The organism is Candidatus Neomarinimicrobiota bacterium, from assembly GCA_016784545.1.
In the GTDB taxonomy this organism is placed as follows: Bacteria; Fidelibacterota; UBA8477; order UBA8477; family JABMPR01; genus JABMPR01.
In genome coordinates this window covers 1-16,507 of sequence record JADHUM010000022.1, presented here as the reverse complement: position 1 = coordinate 16,507, position 16,507 = coordinate 1, and the positions used below count along the sequence as shown (strand labels likewise).

11 protein-coding genes are annotated in these 16,507 nt (G+C 45.5%); all 11 read left to right on the top strand.

What is annotated here, in order from left to right; genetic code table 11:
- Positions 1 to 71 precede the first annotated feature (71 nt).
- Positions 72 to 2,729, top strand: a complete 2,658-nt coding sequence (locus ISR87_06500; GenBank protein MBL7025092.1) for a TonB-dependent receptor — start codon at positions 72 to 74, stop codon at positions 2,727 to 2,729.
- Complete coding sequence (locus ISR87_06495; protein MBL7025091.1) at positions 2,726 to 5,962, top strand: hypothetical protein; 3,237 nt, start codon at positions 2,726 to 2,728, stop codon at positions 5,960 to 5,962. Before ISR87_06500 ends, ISR87_06495 begins: the two co-directional genes overlap by 4 nt.
- 17 nt (positions 5,963 to 5,979) lie before the next feature.
- Entirely contained in the window at positions 5,980 to 7,338 is a 1,359-nt protein-coding gene (locus tag ISR87_06490) for a hypothetical protein (protein MBL7025090.1), read from the top strand.
- Positions 7,339 to 7,354: 16 nt separating this feature from the next.
- On the top strand, positions 7,355 to 8,395 hold the full coding sequence (locus ISR87_06485; protein MBL7025089.1) for a PorV/PorQ family protein: 1,041 nt from the start codon (positions 7,355 to 7,357) through the stop codon (positions 8,393 to 8,395).
- Positions 8,396 to 8,474: 79 nt separating this feature from the next.
- A complete protein-coding gene (locus tag ISR87_06480; protein MBL7025088.1) occupies positions 8,475 to 9,761 on the top strand; it encodes an extracellular solute-binding protein in 1,287 nt (428 codons plus the stop codon).
- Entirely contained in the window at positions 9,758 to 10,633 is an 876-nt protein-coding gene (locus ISR87_06475; GenBank protein ID MBL7025087.1) for a sugar ABC transporter permease, read from the top strand. The genes ISR87_06480 and ISR87_06475 overlap by 4 nt, the downstream gene beginning before the upstream one ends.
- A gap of 9 nt (positions 10,634 to 10,642) precedes the next feature.
- Positions 10,643 to 11,452: a carbohydrate ABC transporter permease gene (locus ISR87_06470; protein MBL7025086.1), complete on the top strand. Its 810-nt coding sequence runs from the start codon at positions 10,643 to 10,645 to the stop codon at positions 11,450 to 11,452.
- Between the two features lie 157 nt (positions 11,453 to 11,609).
- Positions 11,610 to 12,518, top strand: a complete 909-nt coding sequence (locus ISR87_06465; GenBank protein ID MBL7025085.1) for a glycosidase — start codon at positions 11,610 to 11,612, stop codon at positions 12,516 to 12,518.
- Between the two features lie 359 nt (positions 12,519 to 12,877).
- The gene (locus ISR87_06460; protein ID MBL7025084.1) at positions 12,878 to 13,969 is read left to right on the top strand and encodes a hypothetical protein; all 1,092 of its coding nucleotides are present in this window, start codon (positions 12,878 to 12,880) and stop codon (positions 13,967 to 13,969) included.
- Between the two features lie 7 nt (positions 13,970 to 13,976).
- Positions 13,977 to 15,101, top strand: coding sequence for a glycosidase (locus ISR87_06455; protein MBL7025083.1), 1,125 nt, complete (start codon positions 13,977 to 13,979; stop codon positions 15,099 to 15,101).
- A gap of 36 nt (positions 15,102 to 15,137) precedes the next feature.
- The coding region (locus ISR87_06450; GenBank protein ID MBL7025082.1) for a laminin G at positions 15,138 to 16,507 on the top strand (1,370 nt) is incomplete at its 3' end.

The window sequence follows — 16,507 nt, the reverse complement described above, 5'->3', positions numbered from 1 at the left end:
GGCCGGGTTGTACGCCAAAACCCGGCCATAGATTGAGTAAAATATTACAATGAAATGAGGAGGTCATGTCCATGACGTCTGTAAAATGGTACAAGTTAACCCTATGTATGCTTACGCTATTGCCTCTAGCTGTGTTCGCAGGTATGACGGGTAAAATTACAGGTAAAGTGGTTGATGCCACCACGGCAGAACCCCTCATTGGCGTAAATATTATTGTGGAGGGCACAGGTATGGGTGCCGCCACAGATATTGATGGATATTATACAATCATCGGCATCACTCCGGGAACTTACAGCCTGAAGGCTGGATATATTTCCTATTCAACAACCCGAATCACCGATGTCAAAGTGATGGTTGACCTGACCACAGAGGTCATCATACAGCTCCAGGAAGAAGTCCTGGTGGGTGATGTTGTCACCGTGGTTGCCAAAGCGCCCACCGTGAGAAAGGATGTTACCTCTACATCCTATCGAGTCAGCGCTGAAGATATTGAAGCGCTTCAGGTCGAATCCCTGGGTGATCTCATCAACTTACAGGCTGGTGTAATAGAAGGCCATTTTAGAGGAGGCCGTGGAGGCGAGGTTGTCTATATCGTGGATGGGATTCCCATCAATGATGGATATTCTGGCGATGTGCCTCTGGATGTAGAAAATGATATGATACAGGCCATGGAAGTGATCAGCGGTACCTTTAATGCGGAATACGGACAAGCTATGTCTGGCATCGTTAATATCGTGACCAAGGAAGGCCAGGATTATTTTGCTGGCAAGCTTTCAACCTATATTGGTGATTATGCTTCCAGTCACGACGATGTCTTTCTTCACATCGATGAAGTAAATCCACTGGCTACCCATAATGTGCAGTTAAGTCTGAGCGGACCTCTGCCATCCTTTCTGGGAAGTGCCTCAAATTTTTCAGTTTTATTGCGACAATCTGCTGGAGAGGGTTATCTCTTTGGCGAACAACTATTTTTGCCTTCCGATTCCTCAAATTTTGACAATCCAGATAATCCTTATATCGAAGCAACAGGGAGTGGGGACGTGGTCGCTCTTAAGCCCCATGCCCGTGAAACGGTTCAAGGAAAATTAACCTTCAAGCTTTATAACAAGGGTAAGCTGAATGTATCTGGTTATTACCAATCAGAACAATATCGTGATTATGACCACTCTTTTAAATACAATCCTGAGGGGAATTACCAAAAAGTTAGTGGTGACTATCGGGGTTCTCTGCAATTTACACACCTATTCAGCTCAGAGTCATTTGTCACTCTGAATGCATCCAAGGGTTTTACTGAATTTGGTCAATATGTCTATGAAGACTGGCAGGATCCCCGCTATGCGCCCCTGTCAAATCTGACCAGTAATGGATCAAATGGGTTTTCCACTGGGGGTATGCGCATGTGGCAGCACCGTCGAAATACTGGTGATGTGATTGGCAAAATGGATTATACCAACCAAATATCATCCCAACAAAAAATTGGTCTTGGCGTCAGTCTGAAGCAAAGCAATCTCTGGCTCCATGAATATTGGATTTATTTTGATGATAGCAATCTTGTGAATAGACCGCCGGATTCATCTGCATATAACAATAGCTACCGGCATAAGCCCGTGGAATTTAACGCCTATTTCCAGGATAAACTTGAATTGGGTGAAATGATTCTGAACGCCGGTTTACGCTTTGACTACTTTGACCCAGATGGTGTGGTACCTGAAGATTTCCGGGACACGCGCCTGTCTGTTAAACGACCTGCAGAAGCCTCTTCCCAATTCAGTCCTAGATTGGGGATTGCCTATCCCATCACCGATAGGGGTGTTATCCATTTCAGCTATGGGCATTTTTTCCAGGTTCCAGCTTATGAGCATCTTTATATCAACCCGGATTTCGAAGTATCCTTAATCCAGATCGAAGGCGACCAGCCACCACGTGGTCGCTATAACTCCATGGGGAACGCCGAATTGCAACCCCAGAAAACAGTGAGCTATGAGATCGGATTAAAACAGGGACTGACAGAAGATCTGACCATCGATATTACCGGCTTTAACAAGGATATTCGCGATCTTATCGGCATGGAAGTTCGTGATGACATTTATGGCGGGCGCTATTTCCGATTTATCAACAGGGATCATGCCAATGTGAAGGGGCTTACCCTGGCTCTGGAACAAAGACAGTTGCCTGGTGGTTTTGGTTTTGGTGTTGATTATACCTATCAGGTTGCCACGGGGAATGCCTCGGACCCGACTGAAGAATGGGAAAGGCAGAGAGCAGATCCACCCATTGAATCAGAGAAAAAACGGGTGATTCTGGATTGGGATCAAACCCATTCCCTGAATTTAAGTGCCACGACAACCCAGGCTGGCTATCATATTAGTGTAATCAGCAAGATGGGAAGTGGATTGCCCTATACCAGATCTTCAGCCCGATACTCGAATCGGATTTATAATGGCGAACGTAAACCGCTAACCATGACCCTGGATTTTCATATCACCAAGGATGTCTTCATCTACGGTTTCAACCTCTCCCCATACTTAAAGATATATAATCTCCTGGACAGAAAGAATGTCCACGACGTCTATAGCTCCAGCGGCTCAGCCGAATTTGACTACGACATGAATTTTCAAACCTATCGGGGCATCAAGACTCAGGAAGAGTATTATACGCGGCCAGAATTTTATTCTGAACCCCGCAAAATACTATTTGGATTGTCTTTGAAATTTGGAGGTCCCTCATGAGTAACCTGACCAAGCGTTTCAGCATCCTCCTGATTTTGGGGTGTATTCTTTTACCAGGGCTCCATGAGCTCCAGGCCCAGACCCCTTTTGATCTGAGAGGTAATCGTCTCTATCGACGGATCGGAACCATGGATGGCAATCTGGTACTGACAAAATATAAGAACTATGGGGAAGTGACTGATTACCCCAATGAGCCCTCTGGCAATTGGCCCACATATGGTCGTCATTATTGTGATGGTGTGGCCCTCATTGTTGCAGCTGAAGTCCAAAATGGGTATGGTCAATTGGTTCATCCCATGGAAACCCAATACCGCGAATTCGTGGATAGTTCCCCAACGGGCATCCCCTGGGGCTTTGAACCGCGACCATTCTGGTTCAATGGTGATCAGCAGGAGAACTTTATTCCAGCCGTAAGCAATGAACCCATTTCCTGGCCAGATGGTTGGCCTGATAAACCCAGATCCTGGGATGGCTATTGGAATGGCTATTTCGGCAAGGGCATTTTCAATGCAGATCTGGAGACGGTCTTCGTTTTCGATGATGATGCTGACAAAGAATATAACCGTCAAGTTGAGGGGAGTACCAACTGGAACTACTGGTGCGATGACCTTGACTCTACACGCGGTGGTCTCGGGCTGGTAGTCAAAGCCAGAGGCTTTCAATGGAGTCATGTACTTGCCGAAGATTGTATTTTCTGGCTGTATACTATTAGTAATGAATCCACCCATGACTATGAAGAAACTTTCTATTCTCAGTACATCGACTGGGGTGTAGGGGGTGTTGAAGATGGTGCTGATGATATCGGCGAGTATGATGCTGAATTGGATATTGCCTTCGCTTATGACACCGATGGCTATGGGACTCCAGGTAATTGGTCACCCGTAGGTTATGCCGGCTATGCCTTTCTGGAGAGTCCAGGTATTGGTACAGATGGGATAGACAATGATGGAGATGGCATCACTGATGAATTGCGCTTCAGTGATGACCCAGGAGTCTGGATTGATACAGCGCCCTATGGCTTCGATGGAGCTGCCTGGGATGATTTTGTCGAGATGTTCCTAAGAGAGCCCACCGCTCACTGGTCAACCGATGAGGATTGTGACTGGGATGGCTACACTGATATGAATGGCAATAATGTCTGGGACTTCGACGAACCTCTGAATGACGACCTTGGAGCAGATGGCGTGGGTCCCTATGATGTTCATTACATCGCACCCGATGAAGGTGAAGGCGATGGCTTTCCCACCAATGGTGAACCGGATTATAACGAAACCGATCCCGACGAATCGGATCAGATAGGTCTAACCGGTTTTGATATCTTTGCAACACATGATTATGAGCTCACCAATGATGAACAGAATTGGGGGGTTTTTGCTAGAGCACTGGTTCCTGTGCATGAACTGCTGCAGCCCAATAATCTGGCTATGTTTTTCTCGTCTGGAACTTTTCCACTGAGGGAGGGCATGACTGAACGCTATTCCATGTCCTTGCTATTCGGCGAGGACCGGGATGATCTGTTAAAGAACAAGCGCACGGTCCAGCAGATTTATAATGCGGATTACCGCTTTTCAAAACCTCCTCTGAAACCCACGCTTACCATATATCCAGGGGATGGAGAAGTGACTCTGGCCTGGGATGATATCTCAGAACAATCTTTTGATCCCTTTTTACAGGAATATGATTTCGAAGGTTATCTGATCTATAAATCTACGGAGGCTCAATTTCTGGAGAATAAGATTATTACCGATTCATATGGAAATTTGACCTTTCGCCAACCCGTTGTTCAGTACGATCTTGATGACGAGTGGTTTGGTCCCCACCCCATTGATATCTATGGAGTGAAATTTAACATGGGGGAAAATACTGGTCTCAGACATACCTGGATAGATACGGATGTTTACAATGGGCAGACCTATTATTATGCTGTCGTGGCATACGATTATGGCCTGGTTGACTACAATAATGGTCCTCCTGAAGGCTTTTCCCCAAGCTTATGCTCATCTATCATCAAGACGGATGCTTTTGGTAGAGTGACCTTTCAGGATGTGAATTGTGGTGTTGCAGTACCACGGCCCTATGCGGCAGGCTACACACCACCTCAACTGGATGCAGGAATACAACACGAAGGTCCTGCCACAGGCCATATAGCTGTGGATATCATTGCAGGTTTTCAGGTTCCCAGTGGCAGTGTTACTTATGAGCTTGAGTTTCATGATTCTACCTTGTTCCACACTGAAATATTCCCAGAATATACCCTGAGGGACGTGGTTCAGGATACGCTGGTTATCGATACCACACGTCTGGTTGCACGGGGACAGGAAAGCCCTCTCTTCAATGGGAGCCTGATTACCTTCGAAAATGACACTAGTCTTGTCTATGATCTGGTGAACAGCGGTTGGATCGAGGGAGAATCGGATTACACCACACGAATTCGACTAAACCCTGATTGGGAAGTTGTGGCAGGGCGTCGCTTGAATCTCAATATGCCCGCCGATTTTGAGATCGAATTTCTGGATTCCAGTACAGTTCAAACTGAGAATGCCTTTGGCCTGAGTTCACGCATGGTGAATGTGAGCATCACAAACACCACAGATTCCTCAGCTGCATCCTTTGCCCTTTGGGATCACAACGGCAACCAGGCCTACAATCATGGAGATGATCTGGTCATCCTGGTTCCTGATCCAGACTTCATCTTTAATAGACATACCTCATGGGTCATTCGCTTTGAATCCAAATTCTCTGTGGATACGGTCTGGGTAGGAGGAGTGCCTGGACTGGATACGACGGTAATTACCACCGATCCGCCCATGGCAGGTGACAAATTCCTGTTAAGTACCAGGAAATCTTTCAGGGATGGCGAAAAATACCGTTTCACCATCAATGGTCCAGATTCAAGTAACACGCTGGCTAAAAGTGAGTTGAGCGACATACATGTGGTCCCCGATCCTTATGTTGTTGCAGCCTCATGGGAACCTCAAAATTACTTCAGGTTTGGACGTGGTGAACGACGGATTCAATTTTTTAATCTACCCAGTAGATGCACCATTCGAATCTATACTCTGAATGGCAATTTGGTGGATGTTCTGGAACATGACGCGTCTGCTGACAATGGCATGGAAGCCTGGGATCTGCTTACCAGCGAAGGGAGCGAGATCTCTTTTGGTACCTATTTCTATCATGTCGATGCACCAGATGTCGGAACGCATGTTGGACGTTTTAGCGTCATCAAGTAAGGGAAGCAGCTAACATTATGAGACCAGCACCCCTATTGTTGATAGTTATCTACCTGCTGATTGCTTGTGGGCAAGACTCTCAGCAGTCGGTCTCTCAAGTCAATGGCCGCAGCATTGGTGTTGACGAATTTATCTTCGCTTATGAAACCAGTCCTCGCTCTGTGATAGCCGGTCCCAAGGCATCTGCTTATGGAAAAGTCCTGGATCGGATTACTGAGCGCGTCCTTTTGGCGCAGGAAGCGGAAAGGAGAGGCCTGGAGAATGACCCCACCACACGGCGGGAGCTTAAACAGCTAGAGGATTCAGCCATTCGGCGAGAATTGTTCAGACAGCAGATACGCAGCAAGGTTGTGGTATCAGAGACGGATTGTCGGGATGCTTTTATGAAAGCCCAACAAACCCTCTGGGTTCAGCACGCAATTCTTGACCAGGAACCACCCACCGAAACGGAAAGCTGGAATCCAGAATGGGAACAAGTCTCCATCAATGGCGCAGTCAAGTCCATGAAAACATCAGAATATGGCTTGGTAAATCTGGTCTCCTGGAATGACCTTGATCAGAATCTGGAAGATATTTTGTTTTCACTTGAAGTAGGTGACCTTACAGCTCCTCTCATTAAGAACCAGGCTTACCACATCTTCAGACTGGTGAACATTGAAAGCAATCAGATACTCTCTGAAAATGAGTTTTACCTGCAGCAGGAGCACTATCGCAGCGCTATTAGCAAACGTCGTGAGCATGCGCTGGCATTTCAATTCGTTCAGGATGTGATGCAGACAGAACAATTGATCATTCGTCGGCAGACAATGGATCAACTAAGCCACTTTCTCTGGCAGCAGGTGGAAGCAGAAAAGATCAAAGTGGAATCTCCCGGTGAGCTGAATCCAGAGCCCAATACTCTGGAAGCCATGAGCGGGGATGAATTGGCAACATATGCATCTGGAAGGTTGACTGTTGAGGACTTCAGATTTTATTACAGAATGAACCCCTATGAACTCAGTGATAAATCACTGAATGACCTGCAGAATTCACTGGTCAATGCCATTGGCATATATGTGAGGGATATTGTCTTTGCTGAGAAGGGGAGAGCTGAAGATTTAGCCAGGCTTCCCAGCGTACAGGAAGATTTCAGCTACTGGAGAGAACGTCTGCTGGCTGGAAAACTGGAGAATAGCATCAAAGAAAATCTGGTGAATACTACAGGAACAGAGCCTGAGGATGCTGCACAAGCCGCTAGTCTGGAATTCGAGCAGCTATGCGAAAGCTTGACAAAAAATGCCAAAATCAAGATTAATGAAAAAGTATTGATGTCCATTCAGACCAGTGATGAAGGTCTGGGTCGTAAAATAGATTTTTTTGCGGGCTACTTAAATTGAGAATCGGAGCACGGATATGATAAGAAAGAATCTAATAGCATATGCAATAGTGATCTTCCTTGGTGGAGGATTGCTGGTAAATGCGGTTTCTGCTGGTGACCGATTAACAAATCGGGGAACGACTGCTGCTTCATTTCTGGAAGTGGGTATCGGTGCCCGAAGCATGGGTATGGGTGGTGCCTATGTGGCAGTCGCCCAGGACGCCATCGCCATGTATTGGAATCCTGCCGGACTCAGCCGTATCCAACAGGCCAGTGGTGTTTTTGAACAGGTCGATTGGGTTACTGATGTGAGCTTTAATTTTTTGGCAGCGACCATCCCACTTGGTAATAATGTTGGGTCCATGGGAGTATTTATCAATTCCATGAGCATGCCCAATCAACCCGTCCGGACGGTACAATATCCTGATGGTAATGGTGAGGAGTATTCAGCTTCGAGCCTGGTTGCAGGTCTGTCCTATGGACGCAATTTGACGGATCGCTTTTCCATGGGAATCAATGCCAAATACATCTCAGAACGAATCTGGCATGAGCAGGCCAGTAGTTTTGCCTTTGATATCGGAACCCTTTACGACACCGGGATTGAAGGATTACGCATCGGCGCCTGCATTTCGAATTTTGGACCGGGGTTAAAGTTGGCCGGGAGTGATCTGCTGATCTATTACGATGTAGATCCGCAACATCTGGGAAATAATGACAAGATCATGGCAGAATACAAGATGGATGAGTGGCCACTGCCCTTGAACATGCAGTTTGGTCTTTCGTATACGCAGAATATCAGTTCTGGTGTTGCCCTGCTTGTAGCTCTGGATGCTCTCCACCCCATCAATGCAACCGAGAGCGTCAACCTGGGGACAGAGTTGACCATGTTTAACATGTTGTATTTGCGTGCTGGTTACAATGCCTTGTTCCTTGAAGATTCTGAAGCAGGTTTGACCATGGGAGCCGGTCTGAATTATCGATTGTTTGGTGCTTCCAATATTCGGATTGACTATGCCTATGCAGATCTGGGTCGTTTGGGTGATATTTCACGTTTCACACTGGGCTTGATGTTCTAATTCAATGAAATATTCATCCCATCGTTTCGCATCAATAAATTGTATAACATCGATATTCTATCCCAGATTATTGATCCCAATGATGTTTGTGCTTTTTCTGCTCAACTGCTCAAAAGATGATAGCGTAAAAAAGGTGAATCCAGATGGCACTACCACCTTGACCTATTGGTGCTCATCCAATCCCCATGAGATGGAATTGGCCAGGATCCTGGTTGATGACTGGAATGCTGAGAACCATACAGTCAAAGTGCATCTCCAACCCATTCCTGCCAGCCAATCCTCAGAAGAGGTACTCCTGGCAGCCATTGCAGGCGGAACCACACCAGATCTATGTTCCAACATGTGGCCTGGTGCCATGGATGAGTTTATCAATGCCGGCGGTCTGGTTCGTCTCGATCAATTCGATGATTTTTTTGAGTTCAACCTGGCACGTGTACCTGGAGAACTCATGAAAACCTTTGCAGCCAGTGATGATCATTATTACCAGTTGCCTTGGAAAACCAATCCCATCATGATCATGTACAATAAAACCATGTTCCGGGATGCAGGTATTGACACCTTGCCACGAACTTACTCCGAATTGCTCGAAGCAGGAGAAAAGCTGACTTTGGATAAGGATGGCGATGGTCAAATGGATCAGTGGATGGGCTACCGCAATATCAAGCCGATCTGGTGGCAGCGTTTCTTTGATTACTATGCCTTTTATGTAGCTGCCTCAGGAGGACTATCTCTCTTTGATGGTGATAGTTTGATATTCGAGAATGCAGCATCGGTAGAAGTGTTTGATCTCTTTCGGAAGATTTACAAAAGAGGCTATTTCCCCATTACAGACATGCTGGGGGATAAGTTTATTGGCGAACAAATAGCAACCTCAATCACGGGACCCTATTCCATACCTCATGTGGAAAAATTTAAGCATAAAGGATTCGAATACGATTTTTTCCCCATACCGATCCCTGATGACTATGTGGGACCGGTCTATACCTATGGGGATCATAAAAACATCTCCATTTTCAGCACCACCGACTATCCTGCAGAATCCTGGGAATTTGCCAAGTTCCTCATCTCAGAAAAGGCAGACAGCCTGTTGTTGGTGCTAACCAGTCAAATTCCCATCCGGAAAAACCTCACCAGTGATCCCCGCTATGCAGACTATTTCTCTATGAATCCCGGAATGATCAAATTCGCCGATCAGGCTGTATTCACCAGGGGAGTTGATGGCGCGTCTGAACTAAAAGAAATCTTTGATGCGATCTCACAGGAATTTGAAGCCTGTGCTGTTTTTGATGCCCGAACACCTGAGGAGTCCATCCACCTCGCAGCAGAACGATCTCAGGTAATCATCGACTGGAATCGAGCAAAATGAAGAAACTCCTAAACAGAATGAAAGGGGAGAGCTTCACGGGTCATGTGATGTCTTTGCCCTATGTCTTGTACTTCTCTGTATTTATCGCTTTCCCGATAGGATTTTCCTTTCTGCTCATGTTTCACAAATGGAATATTATCACACCTATGGAATGGGTTGGGTTGAGGAATTTCGCTCGGTTGGCCAATGATGCTCAGTTCTTCAAGGCAATTTGGAATACCCTCACCTTCCTGGTCATACATATACCCTTGCAGATCGTCGTGGCCTTACTACTGGCAATTGCCTTGAATCAGAAAATTCGCTTTCGGGGCTTTTTCAGATCCCTGTATTTCATGCCAGTCATCGTGTCTGGTGTGGTCATCACCATTCTATGGCGTCAACTCTATGGATTTGAAACCGGTCTACTGAACATGCTGCTCCTAAAAATTGGGCTGGATAAAATTCCCTGGATAAATGATCCCAATTGGGCCATGCCATCTATCGCAATTATGGCTACCTGGAAGAATGTAGGGCTTTATGTCATTCTGTTTCTGGTGGGTTTGCAAAACATCCCCAGATTTTTATACGAAGCTGCAGATATCGATGGTGCAGGCCCCCTTCAACAATTTTTTTATATCACCATTCCTTCTTTGAATAATACCGTGGTGCTGGTGATGACACTTTCAACAATTGGCGGATTCTCCCTTTTCATTGAACCTTTTGTCATGACCGGTGGGGGACCGATGAATAGTACGCTTTCAGCCATGTTATACATTTATAATCAAGCCTTCTATTTTGGGCATATGGGCTATTCGGCAACGCTGGGGATATTCTTTGCGGGCATAGTGCTTATGGTCATTCTCATTCAGAAAAAATTTGTGGAGCAGGATTAAATGCGCGGCATGAAAAACTTACCTGTTTATTTGGCCCTTACCGTTGGGGGGATCATTTTCGCATATCCATTTATCTGGATGCTTTTCTCCACCTTCAAACCTGAGATGGAACTGACAGGTATCGGTCTCTGGTCACCTAACATGAGTCTGGACAATTATAGAACGGTTCTCACAAAAATTCCAATTGCACGGGCACTGATGAACAGCATGTTCGTCTCCCTGTGTGTCACGACTTGTGTCCTGTTTTTTGGTTCTATTGTAGGCTATGCCTTGGCCAGACTCAAGTTTTTAGGCAATGAATTGATATTTGCAGTCATTTTGTTTACCATGGTGATCCCTTTTCAGATAACCTTGATCCCCATGTATATCCTCATGGTAAAATTTGGATGGGTTGACACCTATTTAAGCCTCATCGTTCCAGGGATGATTAATTCATTCGGAATCTTGCTGTTCAGGCAGTTTTTCCGCGATATACCTCAGGATTTGATTGATGCGGCTCGAATTGATGGTTGTAATGAGTTTCAAATACTCTTTCGCATTATCTGGCCCTTGTCCAAACCCGTGCTCATCACTGTTGGGATTCTGTCATTTATGGGATCCTGGAATGATGTCCTCTGGCCGTTATTGGTTATCAGGCTTGAAACAATCATGACCATGCCTCAACTGGTAACTTTATTTGCTATTGGCGGGCAAGCTTCCAACCAAATGGGTGTCCAGTTAGCCGCCACAACGCTTTTGGCAGCGCCCATCATCATTATTTATTCATTCTTCCAGAAATATTTCATAGAAAGTATGGCGACATCGGGATTGAAGAATTAGTTAGAAGTTAGAAGTTAGAAGTTAGAAGTTAGAAGTTAAAAGTTAAAAGTTAAAAGTTAAAAGTTAAAAGTTGGAAGTGGGAAGTGGGAAGTAGGAAGTAGTAGAGAATTGATAATTCAATAGACGATTATTTTGTAATAAGGAAAAAATATACTCAATGAAATTAACAAGGTATTCACGGGATCCTGTACTCAAGACTGTTCCTGAACATAAATGGGAAAGAGCTGCTGTCTTCAATGCAGGAGCCGTTTATGATAATGGAAAATATCACATGATATATCGTGGAACTGATATTGGCGGTCATGAAAAATTTGGAGAGTATATAAATAATCTCGGTTACGCCTGGAGCGAGAATATTGTCGATTGGCAAAGACTTCCTGACCCAGTATTGAAAAACGATGTACCCCAGGAATTGAGAGGTCCCGAGGATCCACGGATTGTCAAGCTGGATGGTCGCTTTTATATGACCTACACGGGTTTTGGCGGTCGTTTCCTTGGAGATTATCGAATTTGTTTGGCCATAAGTGATGACTTTAAAACCTGGGATCGCCAGGGTGTATTGTTAGACGAAGAGAATAAGAACTCAGCTTTCTTCCCTGAAAAATTTGGTGACAAATATCTCCTCCTCCATAGACGTGGGGTTGACATCTGGATAGCAGAAACTGAAGACTTTAAAACATTTACAAATCATACATCCATCATGGCGCCGATTCCTGGGACCTGGGAATCCAGAAAAATTGGTATCGCCGGACCACCGGTATTGCATCCCCAGGGCTGGTTACTCATATATCACGCTGTGGATGAAATATTTCAATACCGACTGGGTGCTGTGCTATTGGACCGTGATAATCCAAGGAAAGTGTTGGCTCGTTTTAATCAACCACTGATTGAATCTGAAGAGGAGTGGGAGAGACAGGGTCCCGTTCCCAATGTCATCTTCAGTTGCGCAACCATGGAGATGGAAGACAGATATGATATCATTTATGCTGGTGCAGATAGCCTGATTGGAGCGGCATATATAAAAAAAAGTGATGTGGTTTTTGAAAAGGAATTTTGGTTGGTATGATTGAACAGCAAAATCTTTAGGAGGGTATATAGGTGGCTGAGATTAGCAGTATAATAAGGAACGTGTCATACTTCGACAGGCTCCAGTCTACGCCTCGCGGCTACGACCTGGCAGGCAGCAAGACACTATTTAATTGGCCTGTCTCCCTGAGGCGTCACACTGAGCTCGTCGAAGTGCTCTCGAAGGGACACAATACAAGCAATCTATGGAAATCAATATCACAAATATCATTTGCTTGTATGGTAATCTTTGCCAGTATTAGCTTCTTAGTAAATTGTAGTCCACAGGAAGCAAAATTATTACCTGTAAACATTAATCATGGGCTTTACCTGGTTGATAGTACAGAAGTAGACAGTGTTATGCTAAAGTGGATTGCGATCTACGCAGATGCTCCCAGTTACGCTCATATTGATGCTTCTGGAGAAGGAGTTACCTGTGTGGACGATGTGGGTCGCTTTCTGGAGGTCCTGGAGTTTGAGATCAATCAGCATCAGCGTAAAGATCTCCTACCAGTGGCTGAAGGTATGGTTGAATATTTATTATACCTGAGCCGGGAAGATGGTTTATGGTACAATTTTATCTTTGAAGATGGTTCCATTAATCGGGAATATCGAACAAGTGTCGCATCTTTTCAATGGTGGGCTGTACGAGGCTTGAGAGGCTTAGGTGCTGGGTATCGAATCTTTGCACCCCTATCTGAGTACAATCAATTTTCAGAAAGAATTGAAAACAGATTTTCTGCATCTCAACCGCAGCTTGATTCACTATTTTCCAGTTATCCACAAATGATTGTCGCTGATGATGGTTCAGAACGACCGGGTTGGAATCTGAGTGGTGCGCCTGACCAATCATCAGAATTAATAATTGCTCTGGCCGGTGTACATGGTCTGGGTCCTTTCAACTACAAAAAAGAAATACAGTATTTGAGTGAGGCCCTGTTAGGGTGGCAGTACCTGGGCGAGAATGAAGAATATCGGGGCATGTATTACTGTTGGCAGAATACCTGGCACGGCTGGGGGAATAATCAGGCTTTGGCACTCCTGCAAGCTTATCTGATTCTCGGGGAGGAAAGCTATCTAAAGAGTGTGAAAATATGGGCTGATCATTTTGTCCCCACACTCATAGAGAAAGATTTCCCGGCTGAAATTACCCTGGACTCATCGGGTACCTGGCAAATCAAGAATTTTTCCCAAATTGCCTATGGCATTGGCTCAACGTATCGGGGCATGAAGGTATTGTCAGCAATCACAGCTTCCCCAGAATATGCAAAAAGCGCTGAGAAAGTATTTGCCTGGTTTGCCGGACAAAATATCGTCAATACTCAGATGTATGATCCAGAAACAGGTAGATGTTTTGATGGCATCAATTCCATGGATGCTGTGAATCACAATTCAGGTGCTGAGTCAACGATTGAATGTCTCCTGGCAATACAAAGCCGCGGGGGTTGGTAATATCTCAATGGAATTTCCTTTTGATAAAATCCTCTTTTCACCTGGGGATGTTGATATCAACCAGCTGCCCATTGGCAAAGCCACTGGACTGGAAACATATGTGTTGGGAGCTTTCAATCCCGGATTCTGTCGATTACCAGGTGGAAATACCATGATGATGGTGAGGGTGGCTGAAGCCTTGACCCAGCCTCGCTCCGGCCATGAACTCCAGGTATTGAGATATGATCCTGCTATAGATTCATTCACATATGATATTTATGATACTGATCGTATCGATTTTTCTGATCCGCGCAAATACAAATTCAAAGGGACAGAGGATGTATATGCACTGACGTCGCTCTCCTGGTTGTTACCAGTTGAGTTGGATCAGGACGGAAAAAATATTGTGAAGATTCACTATGATAAGACGATCCTCCCCCAAAACGAGTCTCAGGAATACGGGGTGGAAGATGCCCGTATCACCACGATCGACGAAAAATACTATATGACGGCATGTGCAGTATCTTCAGGCCGCCACTCTACGGTTCTATACACATCCAATGATGGATTGAACTATAGCTACCAGGGTCTCATACTGGATCATCAAAACAAGGATATGGTGTTTTTCCCTGAGAAAATAAATGGGCTGTTCCATGCTCTCACCAGACCCCAGGGCGAATTGTATTTTATGGATCATCATCCAGAGAATTTGTCAGGTCCCGGGATCAATATTGCCACTTCTCCCGATACACTCCACTGGAGACCAGTTGCCCCAGTGCTTCTGAAACCAAGAAAGGACTCAGTACTGTCTCGTAAGGTGGGAGGGGGATCCACACCCATACGCACCCCTGAGGGTTGGTTGATCCTTTTCCATGCAGTCTCAGATGAGGGACAGGTTGGTATCTACAGAACGATTTGGATGGTCCTTGATCTTGAAGACCCTTTAAAAATCATCCATGAAGAATTTTCTGTGCCACTCATGGAGGCAAATCCAGATTTGACAAAACATCTTCAAGATTCCATTTACCTCCCGGATGTAGTATTTACTACTGGAGTCGTTGAGGCTGATGAAATTTACATTGTGGCCTCTGGTGAGTTGGATCTATGCTGTAGAATTACACACATCCCTATCTCCACATTTTCATTAAATTAAATCGATATGTTACTATCAGAATCATACGGAGTGAAGATGCCATCCAAAGTTAGAAATGTTCTCATCATCATTTTGTCAACCGTAGGTGTTTTTGGCCAGCAGATCAATATTCCCCGGGTCGAGTTAATGCCCAACTTTCCGCAGCCCTACGAAATGCGAGATTGGAAAGCTGTGGCACAGGGCTATGATTCACTGGTCTTCGATCAGAACGCCATAGGGACATATCTACCGCTTACCTGGATCCAGTCCAGTACTGTCAACTATCCAGACAACGAGAGTTTTGGTCTTCATACAGTGGTGGGGACGCCCCACACTACCAATGCTGAGGGGATAAATTGTATTCCCGCCCTGGTGGGAGCCAGTCTGGTTGGTATTGATAAATCCAATCAAAACGGCTTTGACTATGTCTTAGGTAGCCAGGAATGGTTTAATAATCGTCCCAGTGAAAATGTTTATTTGAATGGGTATACTGCATCCAGTGGCAGCGACTGGTGGTATGAAACCATGCCCAATATATTTTTCTATCAACTCAAATCCTTGTATGAGGATTATGGGGTTTCAGACCAGCAGTTTGAGACCGTCGCTCAGCGCTGGTTGGAAGCTGTGGGACATATGGGTGGGAGCATTTACCCCTGGCGCTATGGCAACTTTCAGCATCGAGCCTGGTCATTGTCTACCATGACACCTCTGGACGGTGGTGTTGTTGAACCTGAAGCTGCAGGCGCTATTGGTTGGCTATTATATATGGCCTATTCTCAGTTGGGAACAGATAGTTTGAGAATGGGGGCAGAATGGGCTCTGGAGTTCCTCAATACACGCAATAGCAATCCGTCCTATGAGATTCAGATGCCTTATGGTGCAGTCATTGCCGCTCGCATGAATGCAGAATTAGGGACGAGTTATGATGTAGAAAAAATGCTTAACTGGTGTTTTGATATCACCTATTTACGTGATTGGGGTGCCACACTGGGCACCTGGGGTGGCTATGATTGTGACGGATTAATCGGCGAAGCCCGCTATGACGGATACGCCTTTGCTATGAATGGATTCCAACATGCTTCTGCTTTGGCACCTCTGGTCCGGTATGATGACCGTTTTGCCAGAGCCATGGGAAAGTGGATTCTGAACCTAGCTAATGCATCAAGACTCTTTTACCCGAATTACCTCCCTGCGGCAAATCAGGATAGCGAAGACTGGTCCTATGAATTTGACCCAAACTCCTATATCGCCCATGAATCCATGCGAGAGAATTGGATGGGGACGAGTCCTTACGCCACAGGTGATGCCATCAGCGGGGGCTGGGGAGCTACCAATCTGGCTTTATATGGATCTTCTCACGTGGGTTATCTGGGAGCGCTAGTTGATACGACAAACATCCCTGGAATTCTTCAGATTGATCTCCTGGC

Excerpts from the sequence above, each read along its gene's own strand:
- ISR87_06500 (MBL7025092.1), top strand. The coding sequence starts at position 72 with ATGACGTCTGTAAAATGGTACAAGTTAACCCTATGTATGCTTACGCTA.
- ISR87_06495 (MBL7025091.1), top strand. The coding sequence starts at position 2,726 with ATGAGTAACCTGACCAAGCGTTTCAGCATCCTCCTGATTTTGGGGTGT.
- ISR87_06490 (MBL7025090.1), top strand. The coding sequence starts at position 5,980 with ATGAGACCAGCACCCCTATTGTTGATAGTTATCTACCTGCTGATTGCT.
- ISR87_06485 (MBL7025089.1), top strand. The coding sequence starts at position 7,355 with ATGATAAGAAAGAATCTAATAGCATATGCAATAGTGATCTTCCTTGGT.
- ISR87_06480 (MBL7025088.1), top strand. The coding sequence starts at position 8,475 with ATGATGTTTGTGCTTTTTCTGCTCAACTGCTCAAAAGATGATAGCGTA.
- ISR87_06475 (MBL7025087.1), top strand. The coding sequence starts at position 9,758 with ATGAAGAAACTCCTAAACAGAATGAAAGGGGAGAGCTTCACGGGTCAT.
- ISR87_06470 (MBL7025086.1), top strand. The coding sequence starts at position 10,643 with ATGAAAAACTTACCTGTTTATTTGGCCCTTACCGTTGGGGGGATCATT.
- ISR87_06465 (MBL7025085.1), top strand. The coding sequence starts at position 11,610 with ATGAAATTAACAAGGTATTCACGGGATCCTGTACTCAAGACTGTTCCT.
- ISR87_06460 (MBL7025084.1), top strand. The coding sequence starts at position 12,878 with ATGCTAAAGTGGATTGCGATCTACGCAGATGCTCCCAGTTACGCTCAT.
- ISR87_06455 (MBL7025083.1), top strand. The coding sequence starts at position 13,977 with ATGGAATTTCCTTTTGATAAAATCCTCTTTTCACCTGGGGATGTTGAT.